General features: G+C 43.1%; 23 protein-coding genes. 5 read left to right on the forward strand and 18 right to left on the reverse strand.

The genetic code is table 11. The annotated features are described in order from the left end of the window. Positions 1-799 precede the first annotated feature (799 nt). The 18 genes from VFM80_RS07950 to VFM80_RS08035 all read right to left on the reverse strand — a co-directional run bounded on the left by VFM80_RS07950 (position 800) and on the right by VFM80_RS08035 (position 15,826). On the reverse strand, positions 800-2,602 hold the full coding sequence (locus VFM80_RS07950; RefSeq protein ID WP_395071270.1) for a heavy metal translocating P-type ATPase: 1,803 nt from the start codon (positions 2,600-2,602) through the stop codon (positions 800-802). 185 nt (positions 2,603-2,787) lie between these two features. Beyond that, a complete protein-coding gene (locus VFM80_RS07955; protein ID WP_395071272.1) occupies positions 2,788-3,003 on the reverse strand; it encodes a heavy-metal-associated domain-containing protein in 216 nt (71 codons plus the stop codon). Between the two features lie 144 nt (positions 3,004-3,147). Further along, a complete protein-coding gene (locus tag VFM80_RS07960; protein WP_395071274.1) occupies positions 3,148-3,750 on the reverse strand; it encodes a DUF6448 family protein in 603 nt (200 codons plus the stop codon). Between the two features lie 326 nt (positions 3,751-4,076). Beyond that, complete coding sequence (locus VFM80_RS07965; RefSeq protein ID WP_395071276.1) at positions 4,077-5,081, reverse strand: lipoate--protein ligase; 1,005 nt, start codon at positions 5,079-5,081, stop codon at positions 4,077-4,079. Positions 5,082-5,191: 110 nt separating this feature from the next. After that, positions 5,192-5,848: a type 1 glutamine amidotransferase gene (locus tag VFM80_RS07970; protein WP_395071278.1), complete on the reverse strand. Its 657-nt coding sequence runs from the start codon at positions 5,846-5,848 to the stop codon at positions 5,192-5,194. A gap of 76 nt (positions 5,849-5,924) precedes the next feature. Next, positions 5,925-6,632: an SDR family oxidoreductase gene (locus VFM80_RS07975; RefSeq protein ID WP_395071280.1), complete on the reverse strand. Its 708-nt coding sequence runs from the start codon at positions 6,630-6,632 to the stop codon at positions 5,925-5,927. Between the two features lie 12 nt (positions 6,633-6,644). Continuing rightward, positions 6,645-7,343 (reverse strand): succinate dehydrogenase cytochrome b subunit, encoded by a 699-nt coding sequence (locus VFM80_RS07980; RefSeq protein WP_395071281.1) that lies wholly within the window; start codon positions 7,341-7,343, stop codon positions 6,645-6,647. Between the two features lie 88 nt (positions 7,344-7,431). Further along, entirely contained in the window at positions 7,432-7,758 is a 327-nt protein-coding gene (locus tag VFM80_RS07985; protein ID WP_395071283.1) for a hexameric tyrosine-coordinated heme protein, read from the reverse strand. Positions 7,759-7,777: 19 nt separating this feature from the next. Next, positions 7,778-9,112 carry an NAD(P)/FAD-dependent oxidoreductase gene (locus VFM80_RS07990; protein WP_395071285.1) on the reverse strand — a complete coding sequence of 445 codons (1,335 nt, stop codon included), beginning with the start codon at positions 9,110-9,112 and terminating at the stop codon, positions 7,778-7,780. A gap of 18 nt (positions 9,113-9,130) precedes the next feature. Next, positions 9,131-9,490: a DUF488 domain-containing protein gene (locus VFM80_RS07995; protein WP_395071287.1), complete on the reverse strand. Its 360-nt coding sequence runs from the start codon at positions 9,488-9,490 to the stop codon at positions 9,131-9,133. Positions 9,491-9,540: 50 nt separating this feature from the next. Beyond that, the gene (locus VFM80_RS08000; protein ID WP_395071289.1) at positions 9,541-10,005 is read right to left on the reverse strand and encodes a carboxymuconolactone decarboxylase family protein; all 465 of its coding nucleotides are present in this window, start codon (positions 10,003-10,005) and stop codon (positions 9,541-9,543) included. A gap of 17 nt (positions 10,006-10,022) precedes the next feature. Next, on the reverse strand, positions 10,023-10,322 hold the full coding sequence (locus VFM80_RS08005) for a carboxymuconolactone decarboxylase family protein (RefSeq protein WP_395071291.1): 300 nt from the start codon (positions 10,320-10,322) through the stop codon (positions 10,023-10,025). Positions 10,323-10,498: 176 nt separating this feature from the next. Then, positions 10,499-11,323 (reverse strand): phosphosulfolactate synthase, encoded by an 825-nt coding sequence (locus tag VFM80_RS08010; RefSeq protein ID WP_395071292.1) that lies wholly within the window; start codon positions 11,321-11,323, stop codon positions 10,499-10,501. Continuing rightward, positions 11,316-12,722 (reverse strand): MmgE/PrpD family protein, encoded by a 1,407-nt coding sequence (locus VFM80_RS08015; RefSeq protein ID WP_395071312.1) that lies wholly within the window; start codon positions 12,720-12,722, stop codon positions 11,316-11,318. The genes VFM80_RS08010 and VFM80_RS08015 overlap by 8 nt, the downstream gene beginning before the upstream one ends. A gap of 122 nt (positions 12,723-12,844) precedes the next feature. Beyond that, positions 12,845-13,591, reverse strand: coding sequence for a Crp/Fnr family transcriptional regulator (locus VFM80_RS08020; protein WP_395071294.1), 747 nt, complete (start codon positions 13,589-13,591; stop codon positions 12,845-12,847). A 15-nt stretch (positions 13,592-13,606) separates the two neighbouring features. Further along, on the reverse strand, positions 13,607-14,359 hold the full coding sequence (locus VFM80_RS08025) for a DUF2249 domain-containing protein (RefSeq protein ID WP_395071296.1): 753 nt from the start codon (positions 14,357-14,359) through the stop codon (positions 13,607-13,609). 93 nt (positions 14,360-14,452) lie between these two features. Next, positions 14,453-15,076 carry a helix-turn-helix transcriptional regulator gene (locus VFM80_RS08030; RefSeq protein ID WP_395071298.1) on the reverse strand — a complete coding sequence of 208 codons (624 nt, stop codon included), beginning with the start codon at positions 15,074-15,076 and terminating at the stop codon, positions 14,453-14,455. Between the two features lie 6 nt (positions 15,077-15,082). Continuing rightward, on the reverse strand, positions 15,083-15,826 hold the full coding sequence (locus VFM80_RS08035; RefSeq protein WP_395071300.1) for a hemerythrin domain-containing protein: 744 nt from the start codon (positions 15,824-15,826) through the stop codon (positions 15,083-15,085). A 146-nt stretch (positions 15,827-15,972) separates the two neighbouring features. Here VFM80_RS08035 and VFM80_RS08040 point away from each other — a divergent pair, with 146 nt between their 5' ends. The 5 genes from VFM80_RS08040 to VFM80_RS08060 all read left to right on the forward strand — a co-directional run bounded on the left by VFM80_RS08040 (position 15,973) and on the right by VFM80_RS08060 (position 19,236). After that, a complete protein-coding gene (locus VFM80_RS08040; protein WP_395071302.1) occupies positions 15,973-16,989 on the forward strand; it encodes a COX15/CtaA family protein in 1,017 nt (338 codons plus the stop codon). A gap of 97 nt (positions 16,990-17,086) precedes the next feature. Next, complete coding sequence (locus VFM80_RS08045; protein ID WP_395071304.1) at positions 17,087-17,419, forward strand: DUF3470 domain-containing protein; 333 nt, start codon at positions 17,087-17,089, stop codon at positions 17,417-17,419. A 164-nt stretch (positions 17,420-17,583) separates the two neighbouring features. Continuing rightward, the gene (locus VFM80_RS08050) at positions 17,584-17,820 is read left to right on the forward strand and encodes a DUF2249 domain-containing protein (protein WP_395071306.1); all 237 of its coding nucleotides are present in this window, start codon (positions 17,584-17,586) and stop codon (positions 17,818-17,820) included. A 14-nt stretch (positions 17,821-17,834) separates the two neighbouring features. Continuing rightward, positions 17,835-18,152: a metal-sulfur cluster assembly factor gene (locus VFM80_RS08055; RefSeq protein WP_395071308.1), complete on the forward strand. Its 318-nt coding sequence runs from the start codon at positions 17,835-17,837 to the stop codon at positions 18,150-18,152. A gap of 46 nt (positions 18,153-18,198) precedes the next feature. Then, positions 18,199-19,236, forward strand: a complete 1,038-nt coding sequence (locus VFM80_RS08060) for a hypothetical protein (protein WP_395071310.1) — start codon at positions 18,199-18,201, stop codon at positions 19,234-19,236. The last annotated feature ends 254 nt before the right edge of the window (positions 19,237-19,490 follow it).

A 19,490-nucleotide genomic window follows, 5' to 3' on the forward strand; every position in this document is an offset into this window, starting at 1 on the left:
CGGAAACATTCATGTGTTTGCATAAATATTTCAGGTACCCACCGTTTCAGGAATCAGATGCACTTCGCCGTAATGGGCACCTCAAAGAGTGTATGAACCATCGTATGAGGTAAATATGTGAAGGTAAAAAGTCATATATAAAAAAAAGACTGACCGGAAAATGTCGATCAGTCCTTTTATAATCATTAGTAACCTGAGTTCGATATTAAGATATCCCATAACAAGTAAAAAAATAACATAGGGTCATTCCCGCGCAGGCGGGAATCTGATTCTAGCCATAAAATCAGCGGTTGATTCCTAAAAAGACAATTAGATTTCGGGCATTCGTCGCAAAATGAACCTGTACTTTATCATATGATTTATTTTTATGTCGAACTCAGGTTAGTAAGCTCCCCTGAAGTAGCGGACTTGCGAATTCTGTTCTCAATAAAATGGCCTCTTAGAGCTTTAAACAGAGGTCGAAACGGAATTAAGTTTGAAATTGACTGGGAAAAATTGCTCCAAATCTACCCTTTTTTGAATCATGCGAACCTTTGTAAACCACGCTTTTCTGTTAACCAGAAACCGCCTGAAAAGAAGAAGCTCTCCCCTACTGAGCAGGCTAAAGTGTACCGCAAATTACTGGACTCCGGAAAGGTGAAAAACAAAGCTGAACTTGCCTGAAAGTTTGGTGTTAGCCGGGCTTGGGTTACTAAGGTTTTGAGTTAAGAATAATTAGTTGGGTTGACTTCAGACTAAGATCAACATTAAAATCGATAGTGTAATTTAATTGAAGGAATTCAAGCTTGATAAAGTACCATCACCTCATCCACTTTAACCGCATTCCATTCAGGATCACCAGCATTACTGAAAGCTCGTGAATCAGCATGCCTCCGGCCATGTGGACTTCCCCCGCAAATACACCGGTTAGCAGTGCCACAACAGTAATCAGTGCTATCACCACGTTTTGGTGGATATTTCTCAAAGTGAGTTTTGAAATTCGTAGTGCTGCGGGAATTTTGGTTAGATCATCTGCCATTAGCGCAATATCGGCCGATTCTATCGCTACATCCGTTCCGGCTGCTCCCATAGCGATGCCGATATCGGCGTATGTAAGTGCCAGCGCATCATTGATGCCATCGCCCACCATCGCCACACGATGACCGTCTGCTTTTAACTGCTCGATTATCTTATACTTATCATCCGGAAACATTCGCGAATAAATGGTTTTGATACCCACTTCTTCAGCAATGCTTTGGGCAGTTGAATCAGTATCTCCGGTTAACATGACCAACTCCTCGATGCCAATTTCACGAAGTTTTCGAATAGCAGAAGGAGCATCGGGGCGGATGGTATCAAACAAGCCAAGTCCGCCGATCAACTTTCCGTTTTTTGCCACCAGCACCACCGTTCGTCCTTTCCCTGAAAGTGCTTCGATATGCTGAAGCGCCTCATCATCCACCCTAAAGTTCTTTTCTTTCATGAATGATGGATTGCCTACCAAGATTTCATTTTCCATATAACCTGCAGATACACCAAATCCGGTGTACGACTGAAACGAATCCGCCTCCGGAATTTCCTGCCTGTTTCGGGCTTCCTCCAAAATGGCTTTAGCCAGCGGATGTTCAGAACCTGATTCGGCGACTCCCGCCCAATACAAAACTTCATCTTCTGAGACGTCTTCCTGAACTTCATCCTCAAAACCGGCAGGTATTTTTTCGGGCTGAAGGCTGAAGACTTCGGTTACTCTTGGTTTGCCCTGGGTCAACGTTCCGGTTTTATCGAAGGCCAAAGCCGAAATCTTCCCGGCATTCTCCAAATACTCCCCACCCTTAATGAGGATACCTTCTTTTGCGGCGCGACCAATTCCGGTGATCACGGAAATGGGCGTGGAAATAACCAACGCTCCCGGACAGCCAATCACTAACAAGGTAATCGCCAATTCAATATTTTGGGTGATAACAAAAGAGAGCACACTTAATCCCACAATGCCCGGCGTGTACCACCGGGCAAAACGTTCAATGAATCTTTGTGTGGGTGCTTTGGCGTCCTGGGCTTCCTCTACCCTTTGAATAATCTTAGCAAGCGTGGTATCGGCTCCGCTTTTTCCTGCCCGCACAAAAATACGACCGTTTTGATTGATGGTTCCCGCAAATACCTTCGAGCCTTGCTTTTTGTCCACGGGAATGGATTCTCCGGTGATGGCGCTTTCATCCACCGAGCTTTCTCCTGATTCCACCTCTCCATCCACCGGAATTCGGCCTCCGGGTTTTACCTGAACCAGCATGTCTTTTTCTACCTTTCGCGCCGGGATGATTTCTGTTTTTTCTTCATGGACTACCGTTGCTGTTTCCGGAACCAGTTCAACCAGGTTTTTAAGTGTTTTGCGAGTGTTCTGAAGAGTTCGACTCTCTAACCATCCCCCCAGCAAAAACAGGAAAGTGACGGCCGCCGACTCCCAGTAGATCCCAATGGAAAGTCCACCGATGGCTGCAATACTTACCAACAGCTCAATATTGGTTTGACGGTTCTTCAGTCCCAGCCAAGCTTTTCGGATGATCTCATAACCGGCAACTACAGCGGCAAAGATCATGAGGATGTTACCGGTAAGGGAATTTTTCATCACCCAAAGAAAAAACCAGCCGGACAAAATGAATACTCCACTTATGACCAGCAAAATTCTCTTGCGTGATGTTGGTTTTTTAAAGAGAGAGGTAAGTTGGCTGAAAAGAGTCATTATTCTAAGTTCTTTGGTTAGAAAAAACCTCCAAGGTTGTTATAACTTTGGAGGTTTATATTGGGTTCGTTCTAAAACGGAGACACAAAAGCAGGGTAACCTGATTGCTGAACGGCGTTTACCAGGTCTTCTTCGGTTAGTAATTCCGGGTCGTAATCCACTTCAATCTTGCCGGAATTAAATTTCACGGTTGCTTTTTCAATGCCCTCCATGCTGTTCAAATTAGATTCAATGTTGTTCACGCAAGAGGGGCAATTCAGTTCGTCGCTTCTTAGAATAGTTTTCATGAGATTGTTGTTTTTGATTCGTGATAATTTTTTTGCCACTAAAGCACGAAAGCTCAAAAATTTTATAGTCTCGTGTTTTAGAGGTTTTGTGGCGTTAACCAAAAGACCTCCAAGGTTTTCAAAACCTTAGAGGTCTGCTGTGAGTTAGTGCTGATCTCCACCAACGCTGTGTTCTACTTCGGAGGTGGCAGTTTGATACAGTGGTTCTACGTAATGCATGTACTTCACGTAGGCATTTACGTATTTGCGGGCGGCTTCTACATCTTCGGGATCGAAGTCTTTCAGCTCTTGCACTTTTTCGTAGTAGTGATGTAGACCGGCTTCGATTTCTTTCATCAGCAGTTGATGCACATCGGCCAACGAGCCGTCCTTGAGTGCTTCATCTGCAGCGGTTATGGCAGGACCAAAATCGGTGCCTGCGGGTTTGAGACCGGTGTAAGGAGCACCTTCAGCCTGACGGTGCAGACGGACTACCGTTTCAAAGAAATGACGGTCGGCTACTTGTTGCACCTCTTCGTCTTTTTCCCTGATGTTGAGGACTTCCCGGAAAACGGATTCCACTTCCGCTTCCTGTTCGTCGGTGATCCACTTGAGTATCGGGGTGATGTCGCCGTTTTCAAGGGCAGCTTGAGCGTCTTTCACTACCGGTCCGTCCATGCTATCGCAATGGGCCTGCGAGAGGATGGGCGATAATGAAAAGAGGGTTGCAAATAGAAAAGTTAATAGAGTTGTTGTTCGGGTATTCATGACTGTTAGATTTTTGGGTTCTTGATTTTCATCCCCAATCTAACTGTAAGAGGTGCGCACTTAAATGATGTAGATCAAATTAAAATAATTTCCCTTTTAGAGTCTTTACTCTTGAATCCTATACCATTTAGATAAAATATCAGTTCACCGACGATTCTACGCAAAGCATTCATTGCGCTCCTTCCATATATCAGTATGATATTAGATTACCCGAGATAGTATTCAATTGTTCAGTTTAAAAACTTTCTCTGAGACCTCCCGATAAATACATGGCTGTATTTTCAATGCACGAATTTTTAAAATGATCTGAGGTTAGTTAATGGTGATTACTCATCCTCTCCATAAAACAAGTTCAAAATATTTTCTTTTTCAATATCGCCAAAGTATTTCTTGGTATCTACAGTTTCCAAGGAATTAGCGATTTCTACCGGATCGTAACGTACACCCGTTAGTATCTCGTTCAGTTCACTCACAGGCTGCTGACCGAAGAAGTCGCCATAAATAGTCAGGTTTTCTATATAACCGTTATGAACATCAAGACGCAGATCAATTTCCCCAGCCGGAAATCGTTTTACTCTTTGAATGTTGAATTTAGGTGAGTTTCCAAAATTCCAGTCCCAAGTTCCATATTTTTCTTCTTTTAACTTATAAACCTCATTCCACTCCTTTTCAGATAAGACATAAATATCAAATGAATCTTTCTGCTTATAAAGTCCGTCCAGAATTCGTTGTCGAAATTCAGAAACCGACATAGTCTTATTTTTTATAAACTCAATGATATTTGCAACACGACTACGTACTGATTTGTGTCCTTTCGATTGTATTTTGCTCATTTTCACATTCAAAGCTTTGACAACCTCATCCAGATCACTACAGTAGAGAAGGGTACCGTGACTAAACATTCTCTTTCCTGTTGAAAACTGTGCATTCCCTGATATTTTTCGGCCATTTGCTAGAATATCATTTCTACCACTCATTTCCGCCGGTACTCCCATCTCTCTCAAAATCTCAATAACCGGCTCATTAAACTTTAAAAAATTATTCAGATTTTCTTTCTTGTGCTCTGTTATAAAGCTGAAATTCAGGTTTCCAAGATCATGATACACCGCTCCCCCTCCTGACATACGGCGTACAACATGAATGCCTTTTCTTTTTACATATTCATCGTTAATCTCTTCCAGTGTATTTTGATTACGACCAATAATTATGGATGGTTCGTTGATATAGAAAAGTAAATAATCATCTTCTTGTCCAAAATTTCGAAGTGCGTACTCTTCAAGTGCCAGATTTATATGTGGGTCTGTTATTCCTTTATTGTCAATTAAAATCATGGTTGATTAGTATTATGTGATATGTGTGGTGGAAAGTCATTATTCTCAATATGCTTTTTTGCGGATGCTACGTCAGCAATTGCTTAGTTTTTCTACCAACATTTAAAATGTTAAGTTGAATTATTTGATACCCAGTAATTCAATAATTGAAACAACATCTTTCTTGTTTCATCAGCTGCATCCGATTTACGAAGCATTTCCTCGGAGCTTTGCACATGATCCCCGGATTCCCTATATCTCCCCCAATTTTTGATCATTGCCTGGACTTGGGGCCGCCCAATTTCAAGATGAAACTGCAAACCGATAATATTTTCGTTCACAATAAATGCCTGGTTGATACAAAGTTCAGTAGAGGCCAAATGTACGGCTCCTTCAGGCAAATCAAATGTATTGCTGTGCCAGTGATATACTATCGGATTTTCTCCCCAGTGTTTGGTCGCGGGATGAGTTTTACCTGCCTCTGTAAGGTTGACAGGATACCACCCAATTTCATGATCTTTAGCCGGATGCACAGATTTACCCATAACATGAGCAATCAGTTGTGCCCCAAAACAAATTCCCAAAACCGGTTTTCCCAGATCTATCATCTTTTTGATCAATTCTTTTTCACCGGTTAACCAGGGATACTTTTCCTCATCTTCAATATTCATGGGCCCACCCATCACAATCAGGTAATCCACATCATCTACAACAGGAAGTGACTGACCATCATAGAGCTTGATTCTTTTAAGCGAAAAACCTTTTTCCTCAAGGTAAGTCTCAATCATACCAGGACCTTCGAAAGGAACGTGCATAAGGCAATAGAAAACTGGATTCGACATTATTGGAGGTATTGAATTTAGGTTAAGACCTAGGATCGAGTGGACGGACTGTCATATCGTTTACAAGAAAATTATCCGGTGTTTGTAAAATGTGAACTATCATTTCAGCAAGATCATCCGGCTGCAACATGTTAGCATGCGGTTCGATTCCTGATTCTTCAAAAAAATGAGTGTCTATAGAACCTGGATTGAAACACGTTACTTTGATATTGCTAAAGCGCAGTTCTTTGAACAGAGCCTCACTAAATCCCTGTACGCCAAATTTGGTAGTACTGTAGGCCGATTTCGTCATGCCGGAGGTTTTTCCGAGGATGGAACCCACGTTAATGATATGGGATGACTCGGCATTGGCCTTCATCAATGGCACGACCTCCCTTGTTAAAAAATACATTCCGTTCAGATTGGTATCCATCATTTGCTTCCACTGCTCAAGAGGCAGTTCCTCAATTTTACCAAATATCCCTGTCCCCGCATTGTTGACGAGGATATCCGGACTGTATCCGTTGCTGAAAGTCTGGCCAAACCATTCCGAAACAGCCGCCTGATTGGTAATATCCAGGGTAACCGGAAAGAATAAATTTCCCAGCTCTGTTTCCATTTTTTTCAATTTTCCGGATGAACGTGCCAATCCGAAAACCCGAACCTGAAGTTTGGTTAATTGACTTGCAATAGCGGCTCCAAGCCCACTGCTGGCGCCGGTAACAATAGCTGTTTTATTTTCTAAAAACATGTATGATGATATTTATAAAGTTGATAATAATACTCCCTCTCCTCCAGTGAAATAGATGTATAACGGTATGAAGAGAAAACCCACAGCCAACAGAATGGCGAAGAAGATGCTGAATACATAGAACAAATCAGAGAATCTTCTTCTCTGCATGGAAAGAGAGGTTAATGCACTCCAGAATCCATGAGCCAGGTGAGCAGCGAGAAATAGCATCACCGCCGTATATCCAAAGGCGTGCCACGGATTTTGGAAAGTCGAAATAACCAAAGATTTCAGGTCCCGAACTTCTATCCCATTCAGCGTTATCATTTCTACCGGACCGAATTTGAAATCGTTGAGATGCACAATCAAAAACAAGAATAATACAATACCGGAAATTGCTTTAGTGCGTGCATGCCAGGTATTATGTGCAGGCCCTCCTTTGGTTTGATAGGTATCATATCTATCTGAACGCGCTCGTTTTCGTTCTCTCCAGATAGATATACCTACGATGGCATGTATCAAGAATGTAAGCGCCAGGAAGAATTCAAGGATATATAAAATCCAGCCCAAACTTTCTAATTGATACGTGTACTGGTTAAACGCATTTTCGGGGCCAAATAGGGTTAGGTTTCCCGCCAAATGTACCACTACAAAACCGATAAGTGCCAAACCGGTAGCACCATTTAAAACCTTCCTCCCGACCTGCGATCGCAATACTTTCATTAATTTCATTTGCAGCCTCCCATTTGATATAAAAATAAAAAAGATGAACCCATAGAACTGCTGTATCTATGGATTCACAAAACTGTTGCCTGTTCTCTTAATCACGCCAGTAATCATTGGCTGCTGCCACGGTTTGATAGTGAATGGCTATAACCTCTGAGCTGGCAATCAGAGCATCCGGATCTTTGGAATATACATCCCTGAGCATGAATAGCACATCCTTATCCGGTTGAGTGGTGGTCACGCCTTTACGGGCCAATTGTACGGCTACAGCAAAGCCCTCTTCCGGTGTATCGGTGATGAGGGTGAGTCCGTCATTTTGAGCAGATTCCATTTCCTTATTATTTTGATTGTCCACAACAAAAGCGGTGCCGACTACAAAAACAAGTAATAAGAGTCCGATAACTGAAATATATTTAATCATAACTGATGCATGTTTAATTTTAGTGTTGGTGTTTATGTTCTGATAATTCGATTTCCGGTGATTCAGGAAAAGTTGAAATTCCTGATTCTCCACAGTATTTGCAGTCAAGGCGATCAGTAATAAGTCTCACCCCACGTTTGAAGGTAAAATAGTACCACATCCATTCAACAAACACCCGAATTTTATTGTGGAAACACAATAAAAACAATATGTGTACAAAAGACCACATGAACCAGGCGGGGAAACCGCTTAATTTTAAGCCATGAATATCTGCAACGGCTTTAGCCCGACCAACAGTAGCCATCATGCCTTTATCTTTGTAGATAAAAGCTGGCTTTACTGAAGAGGTATCGCCATGTATAATCTGATCAGCTATAAACTTCCCTTGCTGCAAAGCCACGGGTGCCAGGGCTGGAAGCGGGTTTCCTTCTTTATCTTCAACATACGCCGCATCTCCTATTACAAAAATTTCGGGATATTCCGGTACGCTCAGGTTTTGATTCACCTTAACCCGGCCTGACCGATCTTGTTCTGTTCCCAGCGAATTCACCAGTGGTGAAGCCGATACCCCGGCAGCCCAAATTATATTGGGCGTTTCTATAAAGCCTTCTTTGAAATGGATCTTATTTTCTTCAATATCTGTTACCGGTGTATTTAAAAGAACTCTCACTCCCATATCCTCCAGCATTTGCCGGGCTTTTTCAGAAAGTTCATCAGGGTAGCCATTCAAAATCTTGGGTGCAGCTTCTACCAGAAATACCCTGCTTTCATTAGCAGAAATATTCTGGAAATCACGCATCAACTGACGTTTGGCAATTTCAGCAATGGCACCCGCCATCTCAACCCCGGTGGGTCCTCCGCCTACAATCACATAGGTAAGATAAGGTTCCCGCAATGCCAGATCCTCAATCTGTTCCGCTTCTTCCAACGAAAGTAAAATACGTTCCCTGATGTTCAGGGCATCCGAGATAGATTTCAATCCGGGTGCATGTTCTTCCCACTGTTCGTTTCCAAAATAATTGTACTTGGCCCCGGGGGCCAGCACCAAACGGTCGTAAGTTAAAGTGCGACCATCATGCAATAGTAATTTTTTTTGCCCCGGTTTTACCTTTTCTACTTTTCCCATGAGTACTTGTATCCCGGAATCTTCTCCCAACACGGCTCGGATGGGAGCGGCAATATCTCCGGGGGAAAGAGCTGCTGTGGCTACCTGGTACAGCAACGGCTGGAACAGATGATGATTTGACTTATCGATAAGGGTAACTTTACAGGATGATTTTCTCAGCTTTTTAGCGGTCGCTATCCCGCCAAAGCCTCCGCCTACAATTACAATATGTTCCTGATTCTTATCCATAATTCTCACCTCGCTTTTTTATATCAACTCATCTAAAAATTCTTTCAGTACAATGGCATGATTGTGTGTTTCATCTTTGGCGGCATACAGCAGTGTTAGTTTTTTGCCTTCTGCATTTTCAAAGAGTTCATCAATCACAGCTTCGCGATCGGCCAGTTCAGTTTTATACCTTTTCTTGAATTCCTCGAACTTTTCCGGGTCGTGATCAAACCATTTTCGGAGCTCAGGTGAGGGAGATATCCTTTTATTCCACTCATCCAACTGAGCAGCTTCCTTCGACACGCCTCTCGGCCACAGCCGATCTACCAGTACCCGGTAGCCATCGCTTTTAGAAACATCTCCATAAATCCGTTTGATCTGTATTGATCTAACAGCCATAATATTTAACTATCGATTAAAATTTTCTCTTCAATTATATATTCATTCATCTACTTTGCTGCTTCCGGTTTATACGTTCCGACCTCATTTCCAAATCCAATGGCTAACCGATTCCAGCCGTTAATGGCAACAATGGCCGTAGTCAATACCACCATTTCCTGCTCTGAAAAATGCTCGCGAATCTCTTTGAAAAAATCATCCGTGATGTCATTCTCTGAAATTCTTGTCAGGGCTTCTGCCCACGCCAAAGCTGCTTGTTCTCTTTTGGAATAGAACGGCGTTTCGCTCCAGGCACTGAGCCCGTAAATACGTTGTTCGGTCTCACCGGCTTCGCGGGCATCCTTGGTGTGCATATCAATACAATAAGCGCATTGGTTTATTTGTGAAGCCCGAATTTTTACCAGTTCAATCAGGGAAGATTCTATTTCCGAGTCTCTCACATAACGCTCCAGCTCCTGCATTCCCTTTACAGCATTTTGGTCTATTTCATAGTAATTAAGTTTCTCTTTTCTCATTATTTGTGAATGTTAGTTTATTCCTTCAATTTATCCATCTCATCAATAGCTATGGCTGCGTGCGCATAAGCAGCCCCGGCTCGCATTTCGGAAGCCACCCAAATAGCTTCCATGATTTCCTCATTAGAAGCTCCTTTCTGCTTAGCCTGCTTGGTATGACTTTTTATACAATAAGGGCACTGCGTGATGTGGGCCGATGCCACAGCAATAAGCTGCTTAGTCTTTTCGTCCAGCGCACCTTCCTTAAAAACTTCCTTGCTGAAATTTCGAAACGCTTTTACCTGGTCCGGAGCTAGGTCGGCACGCTTTTTTGACATTTCTGGTGTTGCGGGTGGTAGTATTGATTTGTTTTCGGAACTCATGGTTTTTGTGATTTATATGAATGATTGAATTGGTATAAGTCTCTAAAAAAAACTATTAGTAGAATTGAATCTTGAACCTAAAAAAACCTGCCGGACTTTTACATCCGACAAGCCTTGTCGATCACTCCAATTTAACCTTTATAGGTCAATACGCGGCCCCAGAGGCTTTTGGTGCCCCAGATGCCACGGCGCAGGGTCTCAAGCTGCACTATCTGACTATGGTCAACAAATACATTTACTTCCGGACCATAGTTTTTGATGTACCAGGCAAACACTTCGGGATCGGCGGCTTCAAACATCAGCTTTTCCAGCCCGATCTCATTGATGAATTGTGCAGGTACATCGGTTCTCCATGGATCCGCATTTTCGGTGATGCCTTCTGATTCTATCATAATCATGTAGGCTCCGGCGTCCACAAACCGCTTGGCTTGTTTTACAGCATAACCGGTATCCAAGGTCCCTTCACTTTCCAGCTCACCTTTGACAGTATCACCGCCGGCTCCAAACTGAATGCCTATTTCCGGTTTCGCCTTTAACCCGGCCTCTTGCACTTTCTCGATTAGTCGTAGCCAGTCATCGGTGGGCAAAGTGATAAATCCTGCTGAGAGCTCAATGATATCAAAGCCATAATCTTTGCAGGTTTTGATGTATTGATCTACTGCTTCTTTGCCCTGGGTAAGCACATACTCCATGAATCCACCGGTAGATACCAACGCATCATGGTCATGGGCAATCTCAATGAGTTCCTGTACAGACTTTTTGGGCATCAGCGAAAAGGAACCACCAGAGAACTTGAGAGCATCTACATGCTCTCCCATAGTTTCCATGATATCTTGCAAATAGCGTTTACCCATCACGGCATAATACGGACCGCGGATTTCGGTCACTCCTGTTTTTCGTGGTTTGGATTCTCGTTCGTTCTTATTTAGAAAATCAAATGTTTTCTCTTTAGGCATAATAAACCTCTTCTGTTTTTATATTGACATTATTTGCGAGCTGAACAGCATTTAGCAGCTTCATCAGGTCTCTCACGGTATGCTGTTCAAAATTCTGTACCGTTTCTATAATTTTATTTCGCAATTCCTGTGAGGTGTAAGGTTCAGCCAGTTGCTCAAATTTTTGGATAATTGTATCCCAGTCAGCCGGACGTGTGTGAAAGCCTTCATAATCTATTTTATCAATGGAAAACTTGTCGCCGTTTCTCAGATAAACAGCCAGCGTAGCCGGCATTTCATCCGGGAAACGGTCACTGTATTCCTGCTTGGGTGATACCTCAATTTTTTTCAGCAGATTTTGGATGTCGTCGGCTTTAATACGCTCTTGTTTGTACTGATCAGGAAGTACTTGTCCATCTAACAAAGCGGCCGCGACCATATACTGCAAGCTGTGGTCGGCTTCCTCTTTGGTTCGCACGATGGTTTTATCTCCTTCCTCCCCACCACCGATGATGTGATACGCCACATCAAATATATCAATGGTGATTTTCTCTACTTCATCCGCCGTGAATTCGTGTTCTTTCTTCAGCTCAAGTATTCCCTCGATAGAAGATTGCGAATGAATTTCCGCATTGTATTTTTTGATGATGGTATGAGTGACTCGCTCCAGGTCTTCATTTTCCCAATCGATGGAAAATGGTCCGGCAATGGCATCCATAAAACCTTTATTGCCTTCAAAAACGGCGGGTGGGCCAGTAATTCCATATTTAGCCAGATAGGCCGCATGGGTCCCGCCAAAAGCTGTGTGCGGATAAGCCAGTCCTTTCCAGTTGGATAAGGAACCCGTTCGCGTTACGCGCAGTGCATTTAGTGCCGTTCCTGCAATAGATAGGGCATTGGCGGTTTTCTCTTCATCCAGTCCAAGCGCTTTCGATACTCCTGCCGCCACGGCATAAGAGCCTTGTGTGGTATGATCAAATCCCTTGTCGCGCACCGGGGCTTCATCACTCAACCGACACTGCACCTGGTAAGCAATGGCGAGGGCGGTCAGGAAAGTCTTGCCACAAATATCGTTGTGTTCACCGGCAGCCAAAATGGAACCAATATTATCGCTGGGGTGGCCCGTTTCGCCTTTGGCCAGGTAGCTGTCGTTATAATCAAGATAGCGTACCAAGGCGCTATTGTAGAGAGCTGCACGGTCTGGAGTGGTTTTTCCGCCACCAATCAGCGAGCTGTGTCCGGTGCCCCCGAAATCTCCGATCATTCTCCGAATTGCTTCCACCGGGGGTCCCTCCACGGCGCCAATGGCCGTTCCCAATGAATCAAGCAGACGTATTTTTAGTTGGTTTTTGGCTTCCTCTGTAAGATCGTTGAATGTAGCGTTTTGAATAAATGACGCCAGTTTTTGTGCAATCATGATGGGGCTCCTTGAATATTATGAGTCCAAAACTCACTGTTCTGATTTTCAATTCATCTAAGAATACCAAATCATCATCTGCACTAAAATGATATAGATCAAGTTAGTGCTGCTCATCCTGGAACTTAATATTCGATAATAGTTCTAAGCCTCTTAATATCCTTTATAGCAACCCATTGCCTTCCCGTTTCGATGATTCCTTCTTTTTGAAAGTTACTCATCACACGACTGGCAGACTCGGTGGTGGTACCGACCATGTCTGCTAAATCTTTGCGGGAAAATGGGAGTTGGATCAGTGTTCCTTCTTCTTTGTTTTCACCAAACTTTTCGCTGAGAGTTAGTAAAATATTAGCGATTCGTTTCTCTACTGGCTGAGTGGTAAGCTGTTTGATCTGTTCTTGAGAAGATCGGAGTTTTTCGGCACTCATCTCGAGAATGGCAATGCCAACGGATGGATACTCCTGTAAGATTTCCCGAAAATCCTTCAGCCCAATAGAAAGAATACAGCAGTCACTTTGAGCTACAGTAGATTCGGTATAAACATCACTTCCCAGCAGTTTGAGCGAGCCGAAATAACTTCCGGGGTTTAATATGTCAAGTACGACATCCTTGCCCTCATCGGTATAGCGAAACAATTTAACGGCGCCTTCTACAACCACTCTCAGGTAATGTGCCGGTTCACCCTGATAGTAAATCTCATCTCCCTCCCGGTAATGTGTAGCCGAAAACCGTTTTACGATCTCGTCCAGATCTTCCTGTTTTAGATCAAGGAAAAACGAGACCATCCCCAGTTTCGACGTTTTCAGCTCCAGCGAACAGTGATGTCCATCGGGGGCATAATCTTTAAGCGGAGTGGTCTTTCGTTTTCCCATAACTGACTACATTTTTTATTCGGGTTTCAGCTTCATCACCTTCACTTTCCATTCCTCAGGCATTACCTCCAGGTATTCCCAATTGAACGGAACGTCGTTTTCGGCTTCCATTTGATAATATAACGGTTTGGGATCGTGATCGTTTATGAAAACAAACGCTTCACCGGGCTTTAGCTCATCAAAAGCCTCAAAAACCATGTCATGGCGTTTGGCCGGTGGGTAGGGGCGCACGTCAAATTTATTTACTACGCTGATGTCGGTGGTATCCACATCATTTTCGGCGTTTTTGGTAACGTGAACCACATACTCACCTTCTTCCTTCTTTTTGTATTCCCAGCTATGTTCACCCTCAAATTTCTTTTGAAAGATCTGATGGATTTCTTCAGGATCTTCTGCCGCCCGGATTTCCATTACGTCATTAGGCAACATCATTCCATATCGGTGAAAGATGGTGTACTTCCAATCCTTCTTCTCGGCTTTGCGCAGATCAATCAGCGTAGAAACATCGGAGCTTTTACTGCCCTCGGAGGCTTCGGTCCGGGTTACCCGCACTTTCCATTCTTCGGGATCACGCTTCAGGTAATCCCAACCAACTACATCACCAAAAATAGATCGGAATTCATAGTACAACGGTTTGGGATCATGATCATTAATAAATACAAAATTCTCACCCGCCGGCAGATCTTTGAATAATTTCAGCAGTTTTTCGTGCCGCTTAATGGGGATAAGGGTTCGTACGTCGAGTTCTTTTTCAGTTATTTCAGACATTTTTGTCTTATTTAGAGTTAAATTTTTATCCTTTTGTTCTAATTAAAATTAGAAACGGAATGGATGGACAACCTTGAGAGAACCTGACTACTATCAACCGATACAATAGGTGCAGGCAAAATCTCCTTCGGGGATATAGCTCGTTCGTTCCACCTCTTTCCCGAATACTCTTTTGTAAAATTCCTTTTCAAGTTTACAAGGTAGTTTTGTTACCTTGATAATCTCTCGAAACGGACAATTACATTCTTTCATCATCAGCTTCCCAGAATCCGGATTATGCCCGAATTCCGCCATAAAACCTTCCTCATCCAGCATTTTGCGAGTAACTCGGGCTTTCTCTTCTTCTGTAGTCACCTTCTCCTCTTCCAGCAACAATTTCAATTTTTCATACCGACGATCCCAAAACTTTTTGAAAAAATCCTCCAGAATCCCATGCTCTCCCTCCGTTTGCAAGTAGCGGATAAATTCCCGCATCATCTCCGGTTCGTATGATGGATATAATCCATTTCCTTTTTTGGTAAGTTGAAAACAGAGGCTTGGTCGTCCCCGTCCTGACCGTTCGTAACTTCGCTCGATGTATTCGTCCTTCTCCAACTGCGTAAAATGCTCACGAACCGTGGTCTTGGCCAGATCCATTTTCTCTACGGATTCATCAATGGTCAATTGCCCATGATGTTTGATGAAATCCAGTAATTCTTTTTTTGGTCCGTTTAACATGATCGGTCAGCTTATAATGTTTTCCAGTTTCGTTTTCAGCTTCGAAAGCACATATTGCTCTTCCAAAAAGTGATGTTTTTCCAGATCTTCATCTAATTTTTGAAGCGTAAAATATAATAGCCGAAAGGTAGTACAAGCTTCTTTAGGAGGGGTAAAATTATCAGTCAGATCACGTATTCGCTGAATGAAGTACTCAATTTCTTCCTGATCTTTTTCAATGATCTCAGTTTGTTTCTTCAGCGACTGAACCGTTCCATCCTTGGTTTCTCCGTTCATTTCAAAAAACTTTAGCATCTTGGGGAAGAACTTTTGTTCTTCAAAATTCAGATGCATTTCCAGCTTTTTCTTCAGTTTTTGCACATACCATTTCACCTGATTTAACTCAGGATACTGGGTTCCATGTACGTCCCATGCTCTTTCCCCATAATCTTCCGCATCACTGATGAGCGAACAGGTATAGTTGTGATGTTCTTCTTCCAGATATCGAATAACCAATTCCGGCGACCAGCTAAAAATTCCCTCGGGATAATCAAACTCAGCTCCTTGCTTTAGCCGTTCAATTTCCTTGATGACCTCGTCTTCGTTGCGCTGCCCTGTCGTGCAGACTTCCATTAGCGTTTTATGCTCATTTCCCTTAGCTGGGATGCCGAGCACTTGCAATAGCCTAGAGCCTCTCTTCTCTTCCTGTAAGAAATCAGCAATGGTCATGCTTAAAATTTTTGGGGACTCTTTTTCTTCAATATTCATCATGACTTCCTCTGTTTCTGATAAATGGTGGTTCAATGATAGGCAAAGATATTTCTATTATCAATATAAACGGTATTAATAGTTTTTATTGTTGTGAATTTATTATAAGCCTCATAAATTTGAACGGTATTTTTCACCAATCAAACTCTATGAACACCCTTACAACCCGACCCGTTTTTTATTGGCTTTGGACTGGAATCGTACTCATCAGTCTGATGATTATAATAGGCGGAATCACCCGGTTAACCGACTCCGGACTTTCCATGAGCGACTGGAACCTGATCATGGGCTCCATCCCTCCAATGAATGAAACTGACTGGCAACAGACCTTTGAGCGCTACAAAGAATTTCCTCAGTACCAACAGCTCAATTCCGGGATGAGTTTGGAGGAGTTTAAAGACATCTACTTTTGGGAATACTTGCACCGGGTTCTTGGTCGTGTGATCGGCATTGTGTTCCTGATTCCCTTCGGATACTTTTGGACTAAAGGTTATTTTGACTCCAGATTATTGAAGCGCATGTTTATTCTCCTGGGATTGGGAGCTTTGCAAGGCGCCATGGGCTGGATCATGGTAAAAAGTGGTCTCGTCAATGTGCCCTACGTAAGCCATTATCGGCTTGCAGTACACTTTATGCTGGCTTTTGTGCTGATTGGATTCTGCCTTTGGTACGCACTGGATCTCAAAAATAGATTCATACAGGTTCTTCAAAAATCAACTCTTACGAAATGGCTATCTCTCATTGGAATCTTATTCATCATTCAGCTCATATATGGAGCTTTCACCGCCGGACTCGATGCCGGATATATCTACAACACGTTCCCCAAAATGTCTGGGCAGTGGATTCCTCCAACCTTTGCTGCCTTAGATCCCTTTCTGTTAAATCTGGTTGAAAATCCCGGTACCGTTCAATGGATCCATCGCATAAACGGAACGCTTCTTTTGATTTCCATAGTCATATTCTGGTGGAAGGCCGCTGTTCAGCAATCCAAAAACAAATGGCTGCAAGCTATGAGCGGGTCTTTACTAACAATCATTCTGTTGCAGTACCTCGTTGGCGTTCTCACGCTTGTAAATCATGTCCCTATTTCACTGGGAGTTCTGCATCAAGGCATTGCCATCTTATTCTGGATCATCTTCCTGACGATTGCACATCGGTTGAAATAATTAAATCTAATTTAACCGTTTTTAATATTGATAATCATCTGAATGGTGTCTAACTTTGGGGTAGATAAATTTCATCAAACTTGAAGTGCTCAACGCTATGGCATATGTAGTCACCGAAAACTGTATTAACTGTAAGCACACCAATTGTGCAGCTGTTTGTCCGGTTGATGCTTTTAGGGAAGGACCCAATTTCCTGACCATCGATCCTTTTGAATGCATCGATTGCGATGCTTGTGTTTCAGAATGTCCAGTCGAGGCTATTTACCCTGATGATGAAGTCCCCATGAAGTGGGAGCATTATATTGAATTGAATGAGCAGCTTGCGGAAGAATGGTCAGACCGGATCATAAACGAAGCAAAAGAGCCATTGCCCGAGGCTGAAAAATGGGCGGACAAATTTCCAAAACTTGATGAGTTGATAAGGGAATGATAAAAATAGCCGTCAGCTTTCAGGCTTCAGCTGTCAGTTTTTTTTGCAACAACCCAATAATATTTCCAAGCTTGGTTCCACACGCACTGCGTTGGAACCAAAAAAAGCTGACGGCTGATTGCTGAAGCCTGAAAGCTGAAAATTTAACCTTAAATAAGACAAAAATGTCTGATATAGAACAAGAATTAGATGTAAGGGTCATCCCCCCTCAACAAAAACACCCAACTATTTTCAAAACCTTCGAGAATCTGGGAGAGAATGAAGCCTTTATTCTCGTGAACGATCATGATCCCAAGCCGCTACGTTATCAAATGTCAGCTATGCTGGGAGACGATGTTTTTCACTGGGAATATCTGGAAGAAGGCCCTGAGGTTTGGAAAGTGCGAATTGGTAAAACATAACAGAATAGAATTTCATGACCGAAAAACGGCGCCGGGTAGCCCGGAAATTAAGAGAGGTGATAGATCCCGAGTTAGGAGTAAATATCGTGGATCTTGGGTTGGTATATGACATCCTCATTGAGGATGAACACGTCATCATAGTATATACCACCACCACTCCGGGTTGCCCCATGCGTCGTTATCTGCAACAACAAATTGATAAGGCACTTACCGAAATTGAAGGGATCGAGTCGTCCGAAAGCAAGCTAGTGATGAAACCCGAATGGACGGTAGATATGATTGTGCCTGATGTCGAGTTTTTTGCTGTACCTCCTCCCCAACTCAATCAATAAGCGGATGCAAGCTTTTCGATTTTCGAATAGATTACTAGCAGGATTTATGGCTTTTGCAGCCCTTGGATTACTAACCGGTTTATATGCCGGGCTCGCCAAATTGGGTTTTCTGGGAGATGTAAATGTAAACATACCCGGCGGACTCCATGGCCCTCTGATGATCAACGCTTTCCTGGGAACACTCATCGGCTTGGAACGCGCGGCCGCTTTAGAAAAACGCTGGACACTCACCGGCCCTTTATTGACGGCTGTTTCTGTGATCTTCATGCTATTTGTGGATCTGCAATACGGAAGCTGGTTATTTACGGCAGGTAGTTTTTTCGTGACCCTCACCCTGTTACACATTTGTTTCATTCAGCCAAAGATCTATCACTACATCATGGCTGTGGGCGGGGCTTCTCTATTCATTGGAAATCTTTTGTTCTCAATGGGAGCACCGGTTTTTGAGATCGTGATCTGGTGGATGGGCTTTCCGGTACTTACCATTTTTGGAGAGCGACTGGAGCTGAATCGTATTATGCGTCCGCCAAAAAAGGCGCAATGGGCTTTTGTGGCTTTTATTTTCATCTGGATTTTGGGAACAGCATTAATGCATATAAATGGCGTGCACGGCTGGCATTTGGTGATGGTTTCCACGCTTGCTACAGCCATCTGGCTCATCAAATACGATATTGCGCGAAAAACTATCAAATCTGTGCAATGGACCAAGTACAGTGCCTGGTGTCTGCTCAGCGGGTATGGCTGGCTGATCCTCACCGGAATTTTTGGGCTGATATACGGCCTTCCCGCAGCGGGTCCTGTTTATGATGCTATGCTCCACATGGTATTCGTCGGCTTTGTATTTAGTATGATCTTTGCTCACGCCTCAGTCATCATTCCTTCCCTTTCCGGAAAGATCATTCCCTGGAGCCGCTATTTTTATCTGCCGTTAGTGTTGCTCCATGGATCATTGATCATCCGAATTACAGGAGATTTTTTGGGATTCTATTCCATACGCTCTATCGGCTCTTGGATTAATGTGTTGGCTATTTTGATGTTTCTTGGTGGAGTATTGGTGGGAATTCTAAGAAATCGATCTCGATAGAATGGTTATTCGTTGATTTGTTATTAGTTCTTTGACTATACCCATTAACAAATCAACAATTAACCAATAACCAATTAACTCATGTACTACATCTCCCTATTCATCCACATTCTATCAGCTATTTTCTGGATTGGCGGCATGTTGTTTACGGTGGTTGTTTTGGTTCCGGCTTCACGCCATAAGATCCTTGTATCGAACCGTGGCACTTTCTTTAAAATTGTTGGGGAGAAATTTAGCCGTATCTCATGGGTCTT

It is taken from the genome of Gracilimonas sp., from assembly GCF_035704785.1.
GTDB lineage: Bacteria > Bacteroidota > Rhodothermia > Balneolales > Balneolaceae > Gracilimonas.